The organism is Halomonas sp. I5-271120 (assembly GCF_030553075.1).
Classification (GTDB): Bacteria; Pseudomonadota; Gammaproteobacteria; order Pseudomonadales; family Halomonadaceae; genus Onishia; species Onishia taeanensis_A.
The window spans coordinates 2,868,884-2,885,147 of record NZ_CP130701.1; the positions used below are offsets into that span (position 1 = coordinate 2,868,884).

The window sequence follows — 16,264 nt, forward strand, 5'->3', positions numbered from 1 at the left end:
ACCCGGCGGGGGAGTGCCTATCATTGCGCGCCTATGTTGACCACACGACTCCCCTTGAAGGTTGAGCCCCATCGGCTCGCCGCCAACGCCGAGCATCTCGAAGGCCTTGTGGCACTCGATGAATTCGCGCGCCTAGCTCAAGATGCCGGACCCCAGCAGGGCGATTGCCAAGTCTGGCTGGACTTCGCCATCGACACTCAAGGGCGTCGAGTGATTGAGGGTCGGCTGGAAGCCGATGTGCAGTTGCCTTGCCGGCGCTGCCTGGAGCCAATGCCGACCCACGTCAGTAGCCATTTCCTGTTGGGTGTGGTCAGCAGCGATGCGCTTGCCGCCGACTTGCCGAGCACACATGAGCCGGTAGTGGTGGAAGACGAACAGCTGAATCTCCTGACGGTGATCGAGGATGAATTGATCCTCAGTCTGCCGCAGGTGATTTACCACGATGAAGCGCAGTGTGGCGTTTCATCAGACCAGCTGAGCAGCGGCGACGCGTCCGAGGCCTCGGCAACGCCTGCTGATAGTCCTTTCGATGTGCTGCGCACCTTGAAAGGCAAACCCTGATAGATCATCGATGCACTCTGGAGTGAAATCCCATGGCAGTTCAAAAGAGCCGTAAGACCCGTTCCAAGCGCGGCATGCGTCGTGCCCACGACTCACTGACCGCCCCGACCCTGTCTCAGGACAAGGAAACCGGCACCACTCACCGTCGCCACCATGTGGCTGCAGACGGTTTCTACCGTGGTCGTCAGGTCGTCGAAGCGTAAGTCAGTGCTTCGGCTGGCGACGCTCTGCGTATTGACGTGAGAATCGCCATCGACGCGATGGGCGGGGACTTCGGTCCCCGTGCCACCGTGTCAGCCGCCGTTCGGGCTCTTCAGGCCCATCCTCAGCTGCACCTGAGCCTGTTCGGCCAGCAGCCCGCCCTCGATGAAGCGCTCGCGCACCTGCCGCGATGCGATGCATCCTCGCTTTCCCGCCTGACCCTGCACCATTCCCCTGCTGTTGTCGCCGAAGACGCCAAACCCTCGAGTGTTCTGCGCGGATCCAAGGATTCGAGCCTTTCGATGATGCTCGACTGTGTGGCCTCCGGTGAAGCTCAGGCAGCGGTGTCGGCCGGCAATACGGGGGCCTTGATGGCGCTGGCGCGTCGCGCGTTGGGAACGGTGGCGGGTATTCCACGCCCGGCGATCAGTACGGCCGTGCCGACCCGGGGCAAGGGGCATTGCTATCTGTTGGACCTGGGGGCCAACGTCGAGGCCGACGCCGAGCGGCTGGTCGACTTCGCGTTGATGGGCGAGGTCATGGCGCGACGGATTGATGGCCTGAAAAAGCCGCGGGTCGCGCTGCTCAATGTGGGAATCGAAGGAACCAAGGGTACCGCCAGCGTTCGTGAGGCGGATGCACGCTTACGCGATTTTGCTCACCTGGATTACCGTGGGTTTATCGAAGGCGATGGTATCTACTCTGGCCTTGTAGATGTGGTAGTGTGCGACGGTTTCGTTGGCAATGCCGTGCTCAAGGCAAGTGAAGGGTTGGCGAGAATGCTTATTCAGCGTGTTCAGCAGACCTTCGAAGCACATTGGGGTAGTCGGCTGGTGGGGCTTCTGGCGCGTCCTGCGCTGCGCCGTCTGCGTGGCGAGCTGGACCCGGTGCGCTATAACGGCGCCAGTCTGCTTGGGCTGGACGGCATCGTGGTCAAGAGTCATGGCAGTGCCGATGCCATTGGCTTTGCCCATGCCATTTCACGTGCCATCAAGGAAGTCAGAGAAGACTTGCCGTCACAGCTGGCTCATGAACTCGGTGAAAGGCGCCCTGTTATCGCGTCGGTCGCGTGCGGTCGAGGCGATAGCGGGATGGATGCCCGTTGTCAGACCAACGAATAGAAGACGTAAAGGTGAAAGTCATGACGCAATCCCTGGCCCTCGTGTTCCCGGGGCAGGGCTCCCAGCAAGTAGGCATGATGCGGGAGCTGGCTGAACGATACAGCGTGGTACGAACCACCTTCGAAGAGGCCTCCGACGCCCTGGGCTATGATCTTTGGCATGTTGTCCAGGAAGGACCTGCCGAAAACTTGGACGCTACTGCCTGCACCCAGCCGGCGCTGCTGACGGCAAGCGTTGCCATCTGGCGTGTCTGGCAGGAGCTGGAAGGTCCGCGCCCTGGCACCATGGCCGGACACAGCCTTGGCGAGTACAGTGCCATGGTCTGTGCAGGCGTCCTGCCCTTCGCCGAAGGGGTGCGCCTGGTCAGGCTGCGTGGTGAGGCCATGCAGGAAGCCGTGCCCGCGGGTACCGGTGGCATGGCCGCGATCCTCGGGCTCGATGATGGCGCCGTGGAGCAAGCCTGTCGCGAGGCGGCTCAAGGTGAGGTGGTGGCCGCAGTCAACTACAATGCGCCGGGCCAAGTCGTGATTGCCGGCGGCAAGGCTGCCGTCGAGCGCGCTATCACTCTCTGCCAGCAGGCTGGCGCCAAGCGTGCGCTGCCGCTGCCGGTGTCGGTGCCTTCGCACTGTGACCTGATGCGCCCGGCTGCCGACCGACTGTCGAGCGCCATGAGCGACATCGAGATGCGTCCTCCGCGCTATACGGTGGTGCAGAACGTCGATGCCCAGGCTCATGCCGATGTCGACACCCTGCGCACCCGGCTGGTCGAGCAGCTCTATCAGCCGGTACGTTGGACCTCCTGCATCGAGAAGATGGCTGGGCAGGGCGCCGAAGTATTCATCGAGTGCGGCCCCGGCAAGGTGTTGACCGGCCTTGGCAAGCGCATCAATCGCTCCGTCAAGGGGCTGGCCGTTAACGATCCGGACAGCCTGGAAAGCGCACTCGAACTGGCGCGCAGTGCCGCTACCGAATAAGGTGGAGGCATGTCGCTACAAGACGACAGCAATAATGCGGATTGAATTATGAGTGAATCTAGAATTGCCCTGGTGACGGGTGCCAGTCGTGGCATCGGTCGTGCGATCGCCCTCGAACTCGGCCGTCAGGGCCGTGTCGTCATCGGTACGGCCACCAGCGATCGTGGCGCCGAGGCCATCGATGCCTATCTCAAGGAGCAGGGCATAGAGGGTGCCGGCCGCAAGCTCGACGTTACTGACCAGGGCAGCATCGATGCGCTGCTCAAGTCGGTTGGCGATGAGTTCGGTGCGCCGACCATCCTGGTCAACAATGCCGGGATCACCCGTGACAACCTGCTGATGCGCATGAAGGAAGACGAGTGGGATGATGTCATCGACACCAACCTCAAGTCCCTCTATCGCGTCACCAAGGCGTGCGTTCGCGGGATGACCAAGGCGCGCTTTGGGCGTATCGTCAGCATCAGTTCGGTGGTCGCGACCATGGGCAATCTGGGGCAGAGCAACTATGCTGCGGCCAAGGCTGGCATGGAAGGCTTCTCCCGTGCGCTGGCGCGTGAGGTTGCTTCGCGCAACATCACCGTCAACAATGTGGCACCTGGCTTCATCGCCACCGACATGACGGAATCGCTGCCGCAGGCGCAGAAGGATGCCCTGATGTCACAGATTCCGCTGACTCGTCTCGGTCAGCCCGAGGAAATTGCTGCGGCCGTGGGCTTCTTGACCAGTGACGCCGCCGGCTATATCACCGGCGAAACACTGCAGGTCAACGGCGGCATGAACATGCGCTGACGGCTTGGCCGACTCTCATGTTGCGAAGGCCCCTAGCGGTCTATACACTACTCCGCAGCTTTTTTGGGCTTGCGGATTCTATCCGGCTGTAAGTTAACGGCTATCTTGAACGACTGGAGTGAGTAACTAATGAGCACCATCGAAGAGCGCGTGAAGAAGGTTGTGGCCGAGCGCCTGAACGTCAAGGAAGAAGATATCCAGAACACCTCTTCCTTTACCGAAGATCTCGGTGCCGATTCTCTTGATACCGTCGAGCTGGTGATGGCGCTCGAAGAGGAATTCGATACCGAAATTCCCGACGAAGAAGCCGAGAAGATCACCACCGTTCAGGAAGCGATCGACTACGTCAACACCCACCAGTAAGCGGGCGTTGAGATCGCGACCTCAATGGTCGCCAGGTTCACATACGTGACCTGACACGGGAGCCACCCTGACTATCGATGGGTGGCTCCCGTTTTTTTTGGTGCGATACGCCTATATGCCGGCCGGAGCGGGAGCCCCCAGGTGGAGACACACCCCCGGGGAGTTCAGGTATAATTCCCGCAACGTCGGTATGCTGCGGCATGCCACCTGAATAGTCTGGAGGGAAGCTGATGCCTCGTAGAAGGGTCGTGGTGACTGGGCTTGGTCTGGTAACGCCCGTAGGAAACACCGTCGATGAAAGTTGGGCGAACATTGTCGCCGGCAAAAGCGGTATTTCCGCCATCGAACATTTCGATACCAGCGGGTTCAACACGCGCTTCGGTGGGTCGGTGAAGGACTTCGATATCAGTCCTTATCTGAACCCCAAGGACGCGCGCAAGATGGACCTGTTCATTCAGTACGGCATTGCCGCCGGCGGACAGGCCATCAGCGACGCGGGCCTGGAGTGCACCGAAGACAACGCTCACCGGATCGGTGTGGCGATTGGCTCCGGCATCGGCGGGCTGCCGATGATCGAGCATAACCATAACGCTCTTAACAAGGGCGGTGCGCGCCGAATCTCGCCGTTCTTCGTACCCGGCTCGATCATCAACATGATCTCCGGCAACCTGGCGATACAGCACGGTTTCCGTGGTCCTAACATCGCCATTACCACCGCCTGCACCACCGGTACCCACAACATTGGGTACAGCGCGCGCACCATCGCCTACGGCGATGCCGACGTCATGGTCTGTGGCGGGGCGGAGATGGCCACCACACCGCTGGGTCTGGGCGGCTTCTCGGCGGCGCGGGCGCTGTCGACCCGCAATGACGATCCCGAGTCGGCCAGCCGGCCCTGGGACCGGGACCGCGATGGCTTCGTGTTGTCCGATGGTGCCGGCGTCATGGTGCTCGAGGAATACGAGCATGCCAAGGCGCGCGGGGCGACCATCTATGCCGAGCTCTCTGGCTTTGGCATGAGCGACGATGCTTACCACATGACGGCGCCGCCGGAAGACGGTAGCGGTGCCGCCATGTCGATGCGCAACGCCGTCCACGATGCCGGCATCGACCCCGCCAGCATCGACTACATCAACGCCCATGGCACCTCCACGCCAGCCGGCGATCTGGCCGAGAGCCGGGCCGTTGAGAAGGTGATGGGCGAGGGCGCCAAGTCCGTGGCCGTCAGCTCCACCAAGTCGATGATTGGTCACCTGCTGGGCGCCGCCGGTGCCGTCGAGGCGGTGTTCTGTGTGCTGGCGATCCGGGATCAGGTGGCGCCTCCCACCATCAACCTGGACAACCCCCAGGAAGGCTGCGATCTGGATTACGTGCCGCATACCGCCCGCGAGATGAAGATCGACACCACACTGTCGAACTCCTTCGGCTTCGGCGGCACCAACGGTTCGCTGATCTTTACCCGGGTCTGAGTAAACGATGAGTGAGGCAGCGCTGCCGCTGAACGACCGCGGTCTGGCCTACGGCGATGGCGTCTTCGAAACGGTGCTGGTACGAGACGGCACCCCCCGGCTGTGGGACGCGCATCTGGCGCGCCTCACGCGTGGCTGTGAGCGGCTGGGCTTTCCTGCCCCCCAGCGTGACGAGCTGGATCAGTTGCCTGCTCGGGCGCCGGCCGGACTGAGTGTGCTCAAGCTGATCGTGACGCGTGGCAGCGGCGGGCGGGGCTATCTGGCGCCGGCCGATCCCGAGCCGCGCCTGCTGGTTCAGCACCTGCCTTTTGCTCCCGCCGAGGCACGCTGGCGTGAGGGAGTGCGGGTTCGGCACTGTGCCTTGCGGCTGGGTATTCAGCCGCGGCTCGCCGGGCTCAAGCACCTCAACCGCCTGGAGAACGTGCTGGCCCGCGGTGAGTGGTCGGATCCCGACGTTGCCGAGGGATTGCTCTGCGACAGCGACGGGCAGATCATCGAGGCCACCTGCATGAACCTCTTCTGGCAGCGCAACGGGCGCCTGGAAACCCCGCGGCTCGACCGCTGCGGCGTCGCCGGCACCCTGCGTCAGGCACTGCTCGACGAGCGCTCGATCGCAGAAGTCGAGGCGATGCCTGCGCGTCTTGAGCAGGCCGAGGCTCTGTGGCTTGGTAACTCCCTGCAAGGCCTGTGGCCGGTGACCCGGCTCGATGACAGCGATGGCCATGCGCTCATCACCTGGACGATTGGCGAGACGCATCGCCGATTGCAGAACGACGCCCAGCGCCTGCTGGGCTATCCGTCGCTGACCTGATCCCGGCTGGCGGCGGTTCCTTGAGGAGACATCATGCGAGTGGGAAAAATTCTGCTGGCCCTGCTAGCCGTGACGGCTGCGTTGGCGATCGGCGGTTATCGTTATTGGGAAAGCCGGCTGGTCGTGCCGATCAACATCAGTGAGCCGACCCTCTACGAAGTGCCTGCCGGGGCCGGTTTCCATCAGGTTGTGCTGGACCTGGCCAGTCGCGGTATTCTTGAAGCCCCTTGGGCCTTTCGCCTGCTGACTCGCCTCGACCCGTCGTCGGTTCCCAGTCTCAAGGTTGGCGAGTATCGGCTCGAGCCGGGCATGACTGGCCGTGAGGCGCTGGCCCTGCTGGGCAGCGACCAAGTGGTGACCTACCCGCTGACGATTCCAGAAGGCTGGACTTTCGCTGAAATGCGCGCGCGTCTGAATGAGGCCGAGAAGCTGGTTCATGAGACACAGGGCATGAGCGATGCCGAGATCATGGCCGCGCTGGATCGCGAAGGCGAGCATCCCGAAGGCTGGTTCTTCCCCGATACCTACCGCTATCACAAGGGCGTCACGGATATGGAAATCCTGCGCCAGGCCCATGAACGCATGGAGGCCATTCTCGATGAGGTCTGGGAAGGGCGCGACAAGGATCGCCAGTTGCCCATCGACAGCCCCTACGAGGCGTTGATCATGGCCTCGCTGATCGAGCGGGAAACCGGGGCCAGCCAGGAGCGCCGCGCCATCGCCGGGGTCTTTGCGCGTCGCATGGAGCGCGGCATGCGCCTGCAGACCGACCCCACCGTGATCTACGGTATGGGCGAGGACTATGCCGGCAACATCACCCGTGCCGACCTGCGTGAGGCCACGCCCTACAACACCTACGTGATCGATGGCCTGCCGCCGACGCCGATCGCCATGCCGGGTCGAGCGGCCCTCGAGGCGGCGGTGGATCCGGCGCCAGGCAATACGCTGTATTTCGTGGCAAAGGGCGACGGCACCCATCACTTCTCGCGTACCCTGCGCGAGCACAATGCCGCCGTGCGGCGTTATATTCTCAACCGCTGACGCCAGGAGCCTTATGGACACCCGCGGACGCTTTATCACCCTGGAAGGCGGCGAAGGCGTAGGCAAGACCACCAACGTTGAGCTGGTGTGTCGTTTTCTCAGCGAGCGAGGCATCGAGGTAGTGCGCACCCGCGAGCCCGGCGGCACACCCCGGGCCGAAGCCATTCGCGGCCTGTTGCTCGACCCGGATATCGATGAGCCGTTGGATGACGATGCCGAGCTGCTGCTGGTATTTGCGGCACGCGCCCAGCACCTGGCGCGCTGCATTCGGCCGGCGCTTGCGCGTGGTGCATGGGTAGTCTGTGATCGCTTTACCGACGCCACCTTTGCCTACCAGGGCGGAGGTCGCGGTCTCGATCCCTCGCGTATCGCCACCCTGGAGCACCTGGTGCAGGGTGAGCTGACGCCGGATCTGACACTATTGCTTGACATGCCGGCCGATGCCGCCCAGCAACGCCTGGCCTCGCGCATTGACGATCAGGGCGGTCAGCGCGACCGCTTCGAGCGCGAGCGGCTGGGCTTCTTCACCCGTGTTCGCGACGCCTACCTCACCCGAGCCGAAGCCGCCCCCGAGCGATTCGCCGTCATCGACGCCGGCCAGTCGCTCGAGGCCGTGCAGGCCTCGATTGTCACAACACTTGAGCGTCAACTGGGCCAGGGGCCGGCCGAGGAGGGCGGATGAGCGCCGAGACCATGCCTGCGCCGCTGCCCTGGCAGACCGAGCTATGGCAGCAGCTGGTCGCCCTTCAGGATGGCGGGCGATTGCCCCATGCGTTGCTGCTTTCCGGGCCAAAGGGCGTCGGGCCTCAGGCGCTTGCCGAGGCGCTGATCGCCCGCACTCTTTGCCATCATCCCGGAGACGTCGCCTGCGGGCACTGTCATAGCTGCGCGATGTTGGCATCGGGCTATCATCCGGACCTTAAGCGAGTCAGCCCTGCTGACAAGGGGCGTCAGATTCGCATCGACCCGATTCGCGAGGTCAACGCCTTCGTCAATCAGACCGCCCAGCAGGGTGGCCACCGGGTCATCGTGATCGAACCCGCCGAGGCCATGAACGTGGCCGCTGCCAACGCTTTGCTCAAGAGCCTCGAGGAGCCCGGTGCCAGCACCCTGTTCGTGCTGCTGGCGGAGATTCCCTCGCGGCTGATGCCCACCGTGCGCTCGCGCTGCCAGCAGTGGCGGCTGGCCACGCCCGAACCACAGGCGTGCCAGGCCTGGCTAGTCGAGGCGCTGGGAGAACATCAGGATGCCGCCTTCTGGCTGCAGGTGGCCGGCGGGCTGCCGCTGCTGGCCCGTGATCTCGCCACCGGAGAGGCCCGTCAGCTGCGCCAGACCCTGCATGAGCTGTTCGATGCCCTGGTGCGGGGCGCCGAGCCGGTGGCCGAGGCCTCGCGACTGGCCGGTCAATCGGTCGAGGCCATCCTGTGGTACGGTATCGGCTGGCTGGAGGACCTGATCCGCCTGGGCCTGTCCGGTGACAGTGCGGCGTTGCGCAACCCCGATCTACTGCCGCTATACCGCCAGGCAGTCAAGAATGCTCGGGTGCGCGACTGGTTCAGGCTGCTCGACTTCGCCCGCGAGCAGCGTCGCTTGCTGGCCTCCGGCGGCAACCCCAACCCCCAACTGGTGCTGGAAGCCTGGCTGGTGCGCTGGTCGGCACTGCTGCGCTCATAGCGCCACTCTCGTCGTTCTTTTCACCACGAGGAATCATCATGGCCGGTCAGAAGGCGCTGTCACTGACGATTCAGGATCTGCCGACCCTGCTGTCGGCCTACATGCCCTCGCTGGAGCGGGGCGGCATCTTCGTGCCGACCCGCGAGCGTTATACGCTCGACCAGGAAATCCTGCTGTTGCTGACCCTGCCCGGCGATGACGAGCGCTACCCGGTGACTGGGCAGGTAGTCTGGGTTTCGCCGCCCGGCGTAACCGGGCGGCGGGTACCCGGCATTGGCCTGCATTTTCGTGCCGAGGACCAGGGCGTGCGCGACCGCATCGAGACGCTGCTGGCCGGCCAGCTCGATAAGGGCGCTCCCACCTATACCCTGTGACGCTCTCTCGTTTTCCCTCTTTTTCTCTGACCGAGTGACCCATGTTTGTCGATTCCCACTGCCATCTCGATCGTCTCGACCTGAGCGCCCATGACGGCGACCTGAATGCTGCCCTCGATGCCGCTCGAGCACGCGATGTGCGCCAGTTCCTGGCCATCGCCGTGACCCTCGAAGACGTGCCCGGGCTCGCCGAGATCGCCCGCGCTCATGACGACGTGGTGATCTCCGCCGGCGTGCATCCGCTGCACGAGGTGACCGACGAGCCGACGGTGGCGTCCATCAAGGCGTGCGCCGAGCGTCATGAAGCGGTCGCCATCGGCGAGACTGGCCTCGACTATCATTACGATGGTGTGTCGCGCGAGGTGCAGTACGAGCGCTTTCGCCGCCATCTGATGGCCGCCACCGAGCTCGAGCTGCCAGTGATCATCCACACCCGCGAGGCCCGCGAGGACACCCTGGCGCTGATCCGTGAGCACACTGACCCCAACATCGGCGGCGTGCTGCACTGTTTCACCGAGGACCTGGACATGGCGCGTGAGGCGGTTCGCCACGGTTTCTTCATCTCGCTGTCCGGCATCGTCACCTTCCGCAATGCCAAGACGGTGCGCGAGCTGGCACGCAAGGTGCCGCTTGATCGCCTGCTGATCGAGACCGATAGTCCCTACCTGGCGCCGGTCCCGCACCGTGGCAAACCCAACGAGCCACAGTGGGTCGTCGAGGTGGCGGAATGCATCGCCGAGGAGCGCGGCATCAGCGTCGACGAAGTGGCCATGCAGACCACCGCCAATTTCTATCGACTCTTCCGTGCCGCCGTGCCGGAGGCGCCTGACGACCTCAGAGAGTCCCTGGCCCAATCCGGGTTGATCTGAGCCCGTCGCCGCCGTCGAGGAGGACATCCGATGCCGATCGATCACCCGCCGCTAGAGCCCCTGCTGGGACACATCGAGGGCGATGGAGCGATTCCGCCGCTCGAGGACTGGCACCCGCCGCTGTCGGGCGAGATGGACCTATGCATCCGTGCCGACGGCCGCTGGTGGCACGAGGGCGAGCCGATTGTCCGTGGCCGGTTGGTGCGACTGCTCTCGACCATTTTGCGTCGTGAGGACGATGGGGCGCACTACCTGCTGACGCCCGTCGAAAAGTGGCGAATCAAGGTCGAGGACTGCGCCTTCCTGATCGTCGATGCCGACCACCATGACGGCATCTGGACCCTGACCACCAACGTCGGCGACCGGCTGACGCTGGATAGCGATCATCGCTTGAGGCTGGACCGGGATATCCCCTCGGTGCCGGTGCGTTTCGGTCTGTCGGCGCGGCTGCACCGCAATGTCTATTATCGGCTGGTCGAGCAGGCCGCTAGCCACACGGTCGTCGACGGTGGCGCTCCCCAGCAGGAGCTTGGCATCGAGAGTGCCAGTATCTGGCAGCCGCTGGGTCGGTTTGCCGAGGAGGGCCCGTGAGGCTGACCTCTGAGCAGCAGGCGGTGGTCGGTCACCCCGGCGGGCATGCTCGGGTGGCCGCCGTGGCCGGCGCCGGCAAGACCACTACGCTGGTGGCTCGGGTGCTGCATCTGCTCGCCACGGGCGTGCCGCCCAGGCGCATGCTGGTGCTGATGTTCAATCGCGCCGCCCGTGAGGATTTTACCGCCAAGCTGGTGGCTCAGGCGCCGGCCGGCACGCCGCTGCCCGATGTGCGCACCTTTCACTCGCTGGGCCACCGTCTGACCCAGAGCCTGACGCGCTGGGGGGCGCTGGCACCCCGCCAGTTGCTGGCCGCCGACTGGCAGCGCGAGCGCCTGTTGCGCCAGGCCGTGCAGCAGACGCTGGCCGGTGACCAGACGCGGCTCGAGGATGCCCTGGAGCCCGACCGCCTGGAGGCATTCGGCCATTTCTGCGAACTGGTCAAGGCCGAACTTGCCGATCCCAGCGAGCTGCATGAGCGCCTCGATTACGGCGCCGACACCGGCCACTTCGTCGAGGCCTTCGATACCGTCGAGGCTTTGCTCGCCGACCATCACCAGATGACCTACGCCGATCTGCTGTATCGCCCGCTCAAGGCACTCGAGCGGGAGCCAGCGCTCAAGGCGCGGGTGCAGGGCTTCCTCGACGAAGTCATCATCGACGAGTATCAGGACATCAATGCCGCCCAGCAGCGGCTGCTGGCCCTGCTGGCCGGCGAGACGGCGGCGGTGATGGCGGTGGGCGATGCCAACCAGTGCATCTATGAATGGCGCGGGGCCCGCCCCGACACCATGCTCGACGACTTCACTGCCATCTTCGGCGAGGCGCGGGACTATCCGCTCTCGACCACTTTCCGCCACGGCCATGCCCTGGCGCTGGCCGCCAACCACGCCATCGCTGCCAATCGGCGTCGCCCGGATCAGCTGTGCCTGGCCATTCCCGAGAATCCGTTCACCACGCTGCAGGTGGCGCAGGGCGGGCAGCGGCTCGCCGAGGCTCTCGTCGGCTGGCAGCGCCAGGGGCGGATGCTATCGGAGAGCTGTGTGCTGGTGCGCAGTTGGGCGCTGTCGGTGTCGGTGCAGCTGACCCTGCTGCGGGCAGGCATTCCCTTCCGGCTGTCCCGGGACGACCGCTTCGTATTCCGCCTGCCGCTGGTCCAGGCCCTGGCCGGCTATCTGATGCTGGCCCGCCAACCCGAACTGCTCAGGGACCCCGGACACCTCGAGTTACTGCTTGCCCAGCCCACGCCTTTCGTGGCCCGGGAACGGCTCGGTGCCCTGGCGCTGCGTCTGGCCGAGACCCAGTGCTGGCCGGATCGCCAGGACCCGCTGCTGCAAAGCCTGAAGCCTCTGCAGCGTCGCAACCTCAAGCGGCGCTGGGAGCTGCTCTGCGAGCTGCCGCGTCTGGCTGCCTGGCCGCCGGCCAAGCTGCTCACCCATGTGGTCGAGCGGCTGGACGCCGAGAAGGTCTTGAAGCGCGCTGCGGCGCGCCGCGAGAAGGGCGAGGAGGACGTGCGCCTGCTCGACGTGCTGATCGAACAGGCCGGCGAGCTAGCCCATGATCCCGACGCTTTCATTGCCCTGCTGCGCGAACCGGTCGAGAGCCGCGAGGATGGCGTGCTGATCACCACCGTGCATGGCGCCAAGGGCCTTGAATGGCCACTGGTGGCCCTGTGGGGAACCAACGAGGAAGATTTTCCCCACTACAGCCGCGAGAATCCGCTTAGCGACGAGCGTCTCGAGGAAGAGCGCCGGCTCTTCTATGTCGCCATCACGCGCGCCCGAGAGCGCTTGCTGATGCTGCATGACGGCGGCGAGCATCGCCCCAGCCGCTTCATCGCCGAGACCGCCTGGCAGGACTGCCAGCGCCTCGCCGAGGCGCTGAACGAGGGCGATGCGCAGAGCGCTGGATCTGGCGAGGGTGTCGCCGAGTCGCCGGCGCCGCTGGCGGTGGAGCAGCCGGCCCTGGCCGAGCGGTATCTGACTGCTCAAGGGCGTTCGATTCCGGTGACGGTCAGGACCGAGCCGTCTGCCCCCCAGGCCGACAGCCCGAGTGAATCGGCGTCCGGTTTCTTTTTCAGCGTCGGCCAGCGTCTGCGGCATGCGGTGTTCGGTGAGGGCGAGGTGGACCTTGTCGAGGGCGACCCGCGAGACCCTGTCATCGAGGTACGCTTCGCTCAGGCCGGTAAGCGCCGGCTGATCGCCAGCCGTGCCCCCATCGAGCCGCTGTCAGCGACGCCGATCGCCGAGTAGGCCGCGACTCATCTCATGAACGTCAGGAGCACGTCAGGAGAGACATTGCATGAACCAACCGCTGATCGATAGCGCTTCCCTTGCCGCTGCCCAGGCGTCATCACGTCCACCGCTGTTGCTTGATTGTCGTGCCCGGCTCGATGACGCTGACGCCGGGCGAGCCCTGTGGCGGGACGGCCACCTGCCAGGCAGCCAGCATCTGGCCCTGGAACACGATCTGTCGGCGCCGGCAGGCGAGGGCGGCCGCCATCCCCTGCCGAGCCATGAGGCCTTTACTGCAGTGATCCAGCGGTTGGGGATTACACCGGATGTGCCGGTGGTGGTCTATGACGATATGGGCGGCCAGCTCGCCGCAGCCAGAGCCTGGTGGATGCTGGCCTGCTGGGCGGGCCATGCCGAAGTGCGCGTGCTCGACGGCGGTCTGCCGGCCTGGCAGGCCAGTGGCGGGGCGCTCGAGGCCGGCGAGGTGGCCACGCCTGCCTCGAGTGACTGGCGGCCGAACTTTGATGACAGCACCCTGGTGACCGCCGCCGACATCACGCCGGGGCGCTCGGCGCTGGTGGATGCTCGGGGCCTGCCGCGCTTTCACGGCGAGGTCGAGCCCATCGACCCGGTGGCTGGTCATATTCCCGGCGCGCGCTGCCGACCCAGTGCCGACAACCTGGCCGCCGACGGGCGCTTCAAGCCAGCGGAAAAGCTTAACGCCGAGCTGGCTGACGTCGATGCTCAGGCTGCCGACGGCCTGATCGCCTACTGCGGCTCCGGCGTTACCGCCTGTCACAACATCCTCACCTACGCCATCGCCGGTCGTCCGCTGCCGCGCCTCTATGCCGGCTCCTGGAGCGATTGGATTCGCGATCCAGGCCGCTCTGTCGCGACCGGGGATGGCTGACTCAGATAGTGATAGGCGAGCCGAGCTCCCTTCAACGACAACGCCCCGCAGGCCAGTGGCCTGCGGGGCGTTTTTATTCCGTCATCTCACATTAGGGAAAGAGCTGCTTCATGTCGCGAGCGCAGCAATGAATCAGACTTTCCCTTACATGTTGGGGTAGTTGGGGCCCCCCCCGCCTTCCGGCGCCACCCAGGTGATGTTCTGGGACGGGTCCTTGATATCGCAGGTCTTGCAGTGCACGCAGTTCTGGAAGTTGATCTGGAACTTGGGCGTGCCGGCCTCGTCTTCGACGATTTCGTAGACACCGGCCGGGCAGTAGCGGGTTGCCGGTTCGGCATACTCCGGCAGGTTGACCCTTACCGGCACCTCGGGGTCGGTGAGGCGCAGGTGGCAGGGCTGGTCTTCCTCGTGGTTGGTGTTGGAGAGGAACACCGAGGAAGGCTTGTCGAAGGACAGCTTGCCATCTGGCTTGGGGTACTCGATCTTCTCGCACTCGCTGGCCTTCTTGAGGGCCGCGTAATCGGCGGTGGTGTCGTGGACGTTGGGCAGCTTGCCGCCCAGGAGCTGGTCGAGGAAGTTGTAGGCGCCGCCACCCACGGTGCCGTACTTGTGGATCGCCGGACCGAAGCTCGCGCTCTCCTTGAGCTCCTGGTAGGCCCAGCTGGCTTCCCATTTCTCGGTAAAGGTGCGGAGGTCACTGCCGCCGTCATCACCGGCCTTCAAGGCCTCGAAGACGCTCTCGGCGGCCACCAGACCGGACTTCATGGCGGTGTGCAGGCCCTTGATCTTGGCAAAGTTCAGGGTGCCGGCATCACAGCCGATCAAGAGCCCGCCCGGGAAGGTCATCTTGGGCAGGCAGTTAAGGCCGCCCTTGGCGATGGCACGGGCGCCGTAGGCCACGCGCTTGCCGCCCTCCAGATACTGCTTGAGCACCGGGTGGTGCTTCATGCGCTGGAACTCGTCGAAGGGCGACAGGTAGGGGTTCTGGTAGGAAAGATCCATGATCAGTCCGACCACTACCTGCTGGTTCTCGGCATGGTAGAGAAACCAGCCGCCGTGAGTGTCCTTGTCCAGCGGCCAGCCAGAGCCATGCAGCACCAGCCCCGGCTCGTGCTGCTCGGCGGGCACATCCCACAGCTCCTTGAGACCGATGCCGTAGTGCTGGGGGTCCTTGCCGGCGTCCAGGTCGAACGTGTCGATCAGGCGCTTGCCCAGGTGGCCGCGCGCGCCCTCGGCGAACAGGGTGTACTTGGCCCGCAGCTCCATGCCCGGCATGTGGCCGTCCTTGGGCTCGCCATCGGCGCCCAGGCCCATGTCGCCGACCAGAATGCCGCGCACGGTGCCGTCCTCGTCATGCAGGGTTTCCTGAGCGGCAAAGCCCGGGAAGATCTCGACGCCGAGCTCCTCAGCCTGCTCGCCCAGCCAGCGGCACAGGTTGCCGGCACTGATCACGAAGCGAGTCTGGTCGCCGCCGGAGTGCCGGCCACCAGTGTTATGCATGGTCTTGGGCACCAGGGCGTTGGGCAGTCGCTGGGCCTTGTCGGCATCCTTGAGCAGATAGAGTTCGTCGCGAATGGCCGGCGTGGTCAGCGGAGCGCCGCGGCTTTCCCAGTCGGGGAAAAGTTCGGCCAGCGCGCGGGGTTCGAAGACCGCCCCTGACAGGATGTGGGCGCCTACCTCTGAGCCCTTTTCCACTACGCACACCGAGAGTTCCTGCTCGGCCTCGTTCGCCTGCTGCATCAGGCGGCAGGCAGCGGCCAGGCCGGAGGGGCCGGCGCCGACGATGACCACGTCGAAATCCATGTATTCGCGTTCTTGCTCTTCCACTTGATCTCTCCTTTTGTTCGATGCCGCGGCCTGGCAATGCCCGTGCGAATTGCGCCAGATTTATAATGACTATTGTGCGGTATTAGAGCCCGCTCGGGTAGCCGACTTGGCCGAGAGTATATAATTTTAAACGGTCGTTTGCTTCCATGTCTCGTCCATGGTAAGCATACTGATAGGAAAGCGTTGCAGCACGGGGCTCAACGAGCGACGAAAGCCGCTTCTGTCGCCTCCTTTTACGGTGGCTTTTGACGACGATGCTGCCGAATAGCAATGGATGGAATCATGGCCCTTTCAAGGCCATTTATGCCGTCAATATTGTGGCGAAACTGGCCCTGTGGCAGATTACCCACCTGCCCGGGATCTGTCGGTTGATCATGCACTTAACGAATGAATATAACGACCTGCCCATCGGTGATAACGGGGCGGCCGATGCATGATCGTGCCATCCCCGAGTA

General features: G+C 64.5%; 18 protein-coding genes. 17 read left to right on the forward strand and 1 reads right to left on the reverse strand.

The window, feature by feature from the left end; translation table 11 throughout:
- Window positions 1-33: 33 nt before the first annotated feature.
- The 16 genes from Q2K57_RS12855 (at window position 34) to Q2K57_RS12930 (ending at window position 13,982) form a co-directional block, all read left to right on the forward strand.
- Entirely contained in the window at window positions 34-561 is a 528-nt protein-coding gene (locus Q2K57_RS12855; RefSeq protein WP_304525292.1) for a YceD family protein, read from the forward strand.
- 32 nt (window positions 562-593) lie between these two features.
- Window positions 594-764 carry a 50S ribosomal protein L32 gene (gene rpmF / locus Q2K57_RS12860; protein ID WP_112053312.1) on the forward strand — a complete coding sequence of 57 codons (171 nt, stop codon included), beginning with the start codon at window positions 594-596 and terminating at the stop codon, window positions 762-764.
- A gap of 36 nt (window positions 765-800) precedes the next feature.
- Complete coding sequence (gene plsX, locus Q2K57_RS12865; protein ID WP_304525293.1) at window positions 801-1,883, forward strand: phosphate acyltransferase PlsX; 1,083 nt, start codon at window positions 801-803, stop codon at window positions 1,881-1,883.
- A 20-nt stretch (window positions 1,884-1,903) separates the two neighbouring features.
- On the forward strand, window positions 1,904-2,857 hold the full coding sequence (fabD, locus tag Q2K57_RS12870; protein WP_112053310.1) for an ACP S-malonyltransferase: 954 nt from the start codon (window positions 1,904-1,906) through the stop codon (window positions 2,855-2,857).
- Window positions 2,858-2,902: 45 nt separating this feature from the next.
- Window positions 2,903-3,646 carry a 3-oxoacyl-ACP reductase FabG gene (fabG, locus tag Q2K57_RS12875; protein WP_304526700.1) on the forward strand — a complete coding sequence of 248 codons (744 nt, stop codon included), beginning with the start codon at window positions 2,903-2,905 and terminating at the stop codon, window positions 3,644-3,646.
- Between the two features lie 129 nt (window positions 3,647-3,775).
- Window positions 3,776-4,009: an acyl carrier protein gene (gene acpP, locus Q2K57_RS12880; RefSeq protein WP_112053308.1), complete on the forward strand. Its 234-nt coding sequence runs from the start codon at window positions 3,776-3,778 to the stop codon at window positions 4,007-4,009.
- Window positions 4,010-4,239: 230 nt separating this feature from the next.
- Window positions 4,240-5,478: a beta-ketoacyl-ACP synthase II gene (fabF, locus tag Q2K57_RS12885; protein ID WP_112053307.1), complete on the forward strand. Its 1,239-nt coding sequence runs from the start codon at window positions 4,240-4,242 to the stop codon at window positions 5,476-5,478.
- Between the two features lie 7 nt (window positions 5,479-5,485).
- Window positions 5,486-6,289, forward strand: a complete 804-nt coding sequence (gene pabC, locus Q2K57_RS12890; protein WP_112053306.1) for an aminodeoxychorismate lyase — start codon at window positions 5,486-5,488, stop codon at window positions 6,287-6,289.
- Between the two features lie 33 nt (window positions 6,290-6,322).
- A complete protein-coding gene (mltG, locus tag Q2K57_RS12895; protein ID WP_304525294.1) occupies window positions 6,323-7,330 on the forward strand; it encodes an endolytic transglycosylase MltG in 1,008 nt (335 codons plus the stop codon).
- 13 nt (window positions 7,331-7,343) lie between these two features.
- Complete coding sequence (gene tmk, locus Q2K57_RS12900) at window positions 7,344-8,012, forward strand: dTMP kinase (RefSeq protein WP_112053304.1); 669 nt, start codon at window positions 7,344-7,346, stop codon at window positions 8,010-8,012.
- Entirely contained in the window at window positions 8,009-9,004 is a 996-nt protein-coding gene (locus tag Q2K57_RS12905; RefSeq protein ID WP_304525295.1) for a DNA polymerase III subunit delta', read from the forward strand. The genes tmk and Q2K57_RS12905 overlap by 4 nt, the downstream gene beginning before the upstream one ends.
- A 38-nt stretch (window positions 9,005-9,042) precedes the next feature.
- Complete coding sequence (locus Q2K57_RS12910; protein WP_112053303.1) at window positions 9,043-9,378, forward strand: PilZ domain-containing protein; 336 nt, start codon at window positions 9,043-9,045, stop codon at window positions 9,376-9,378.
- Window positions 9,379-9,419: 41 nt separating this feature from the next.
- Window positions 9,420-10,247, forward strand: coding sequence for a TatD family hydrolase (locus Q2K57_RS12915; RefSeq protein WP_304525296.1), 828 nt, complete (start codon window positions 9,420-9,422; stop codon window positions 10,245-10,247).
- Window positions 10,248-10,277: 30 nt separating this feature from the next.
- Entirely contained in the window at window positions 10,278-10,838 is a 561-nt protein-coding gene (locus tag Q2K57_RS12920) for a DUF1285 domain-containing protein (protein WP_304525297.1), read from the forward strand.
- Window positions 10,835-13,090, forward strand: a complete 2,256-nt coding sequence (locus Q2K57_RS12925; RefSeq protein WP_304525298.1) for an ATP-dependent helicase — start codon at window positions 10,835-10,837, stop codon at window positions 13,088-13,090. The genes Q2K57_RS12920 and Q2K57_RS12925 overlap by 4 nt, the downstream gene beginning before the upstream one ends.
- A 49-nt stretch (window positions 13,091-13,139) precedes the next feature.
- Window positions 13,140-13,982: a sulfurtransferase gene (locus tag Q2K57_RS12930; protein WP_304525299.1), complete on the forward strand. Its 843-nt coding sequence runs from the start codon at window positions 13,140-13,142 to the stop codon at window positions 13,980-13,982.
- Between the two features lie 144 nt (window positions 13,983-14,126).
- Here the strand turns inward: Q2K57_RS12930 and Q2K57_RS12935 are convergent, their stop codons facing one another.
- Complete coding sequence (locus Q2K57_RS12935) at window positions 14,127-15,809, reverse strand: electron transfer flavoprotein-ubiquinone oxidoreductase (RefSeq protein WP_304525300.1); 1,683 nt, start codon at window positions 15,807-15,809, stop codon at window positions 14,127-14,129.
- Window positions 15,810-16,054: 245 nt separating this feature from the next.
- Here Q2K57_RS12935 and Q2K57_RS12940 point away from each other — a divergent pair, with 245 nt between their 5' ends.
- A complete protein-coding gene (locus tag Q2K57_RS12940; protein WP_304525301.1) occupies window positions 16,055-16,246 on the forward strand; it encodes a hypothetical protein in 192 nt (63 codons plus the stop codon).
- Window positions 16,247-16,264: the final 18 nt, after the last annotated feature.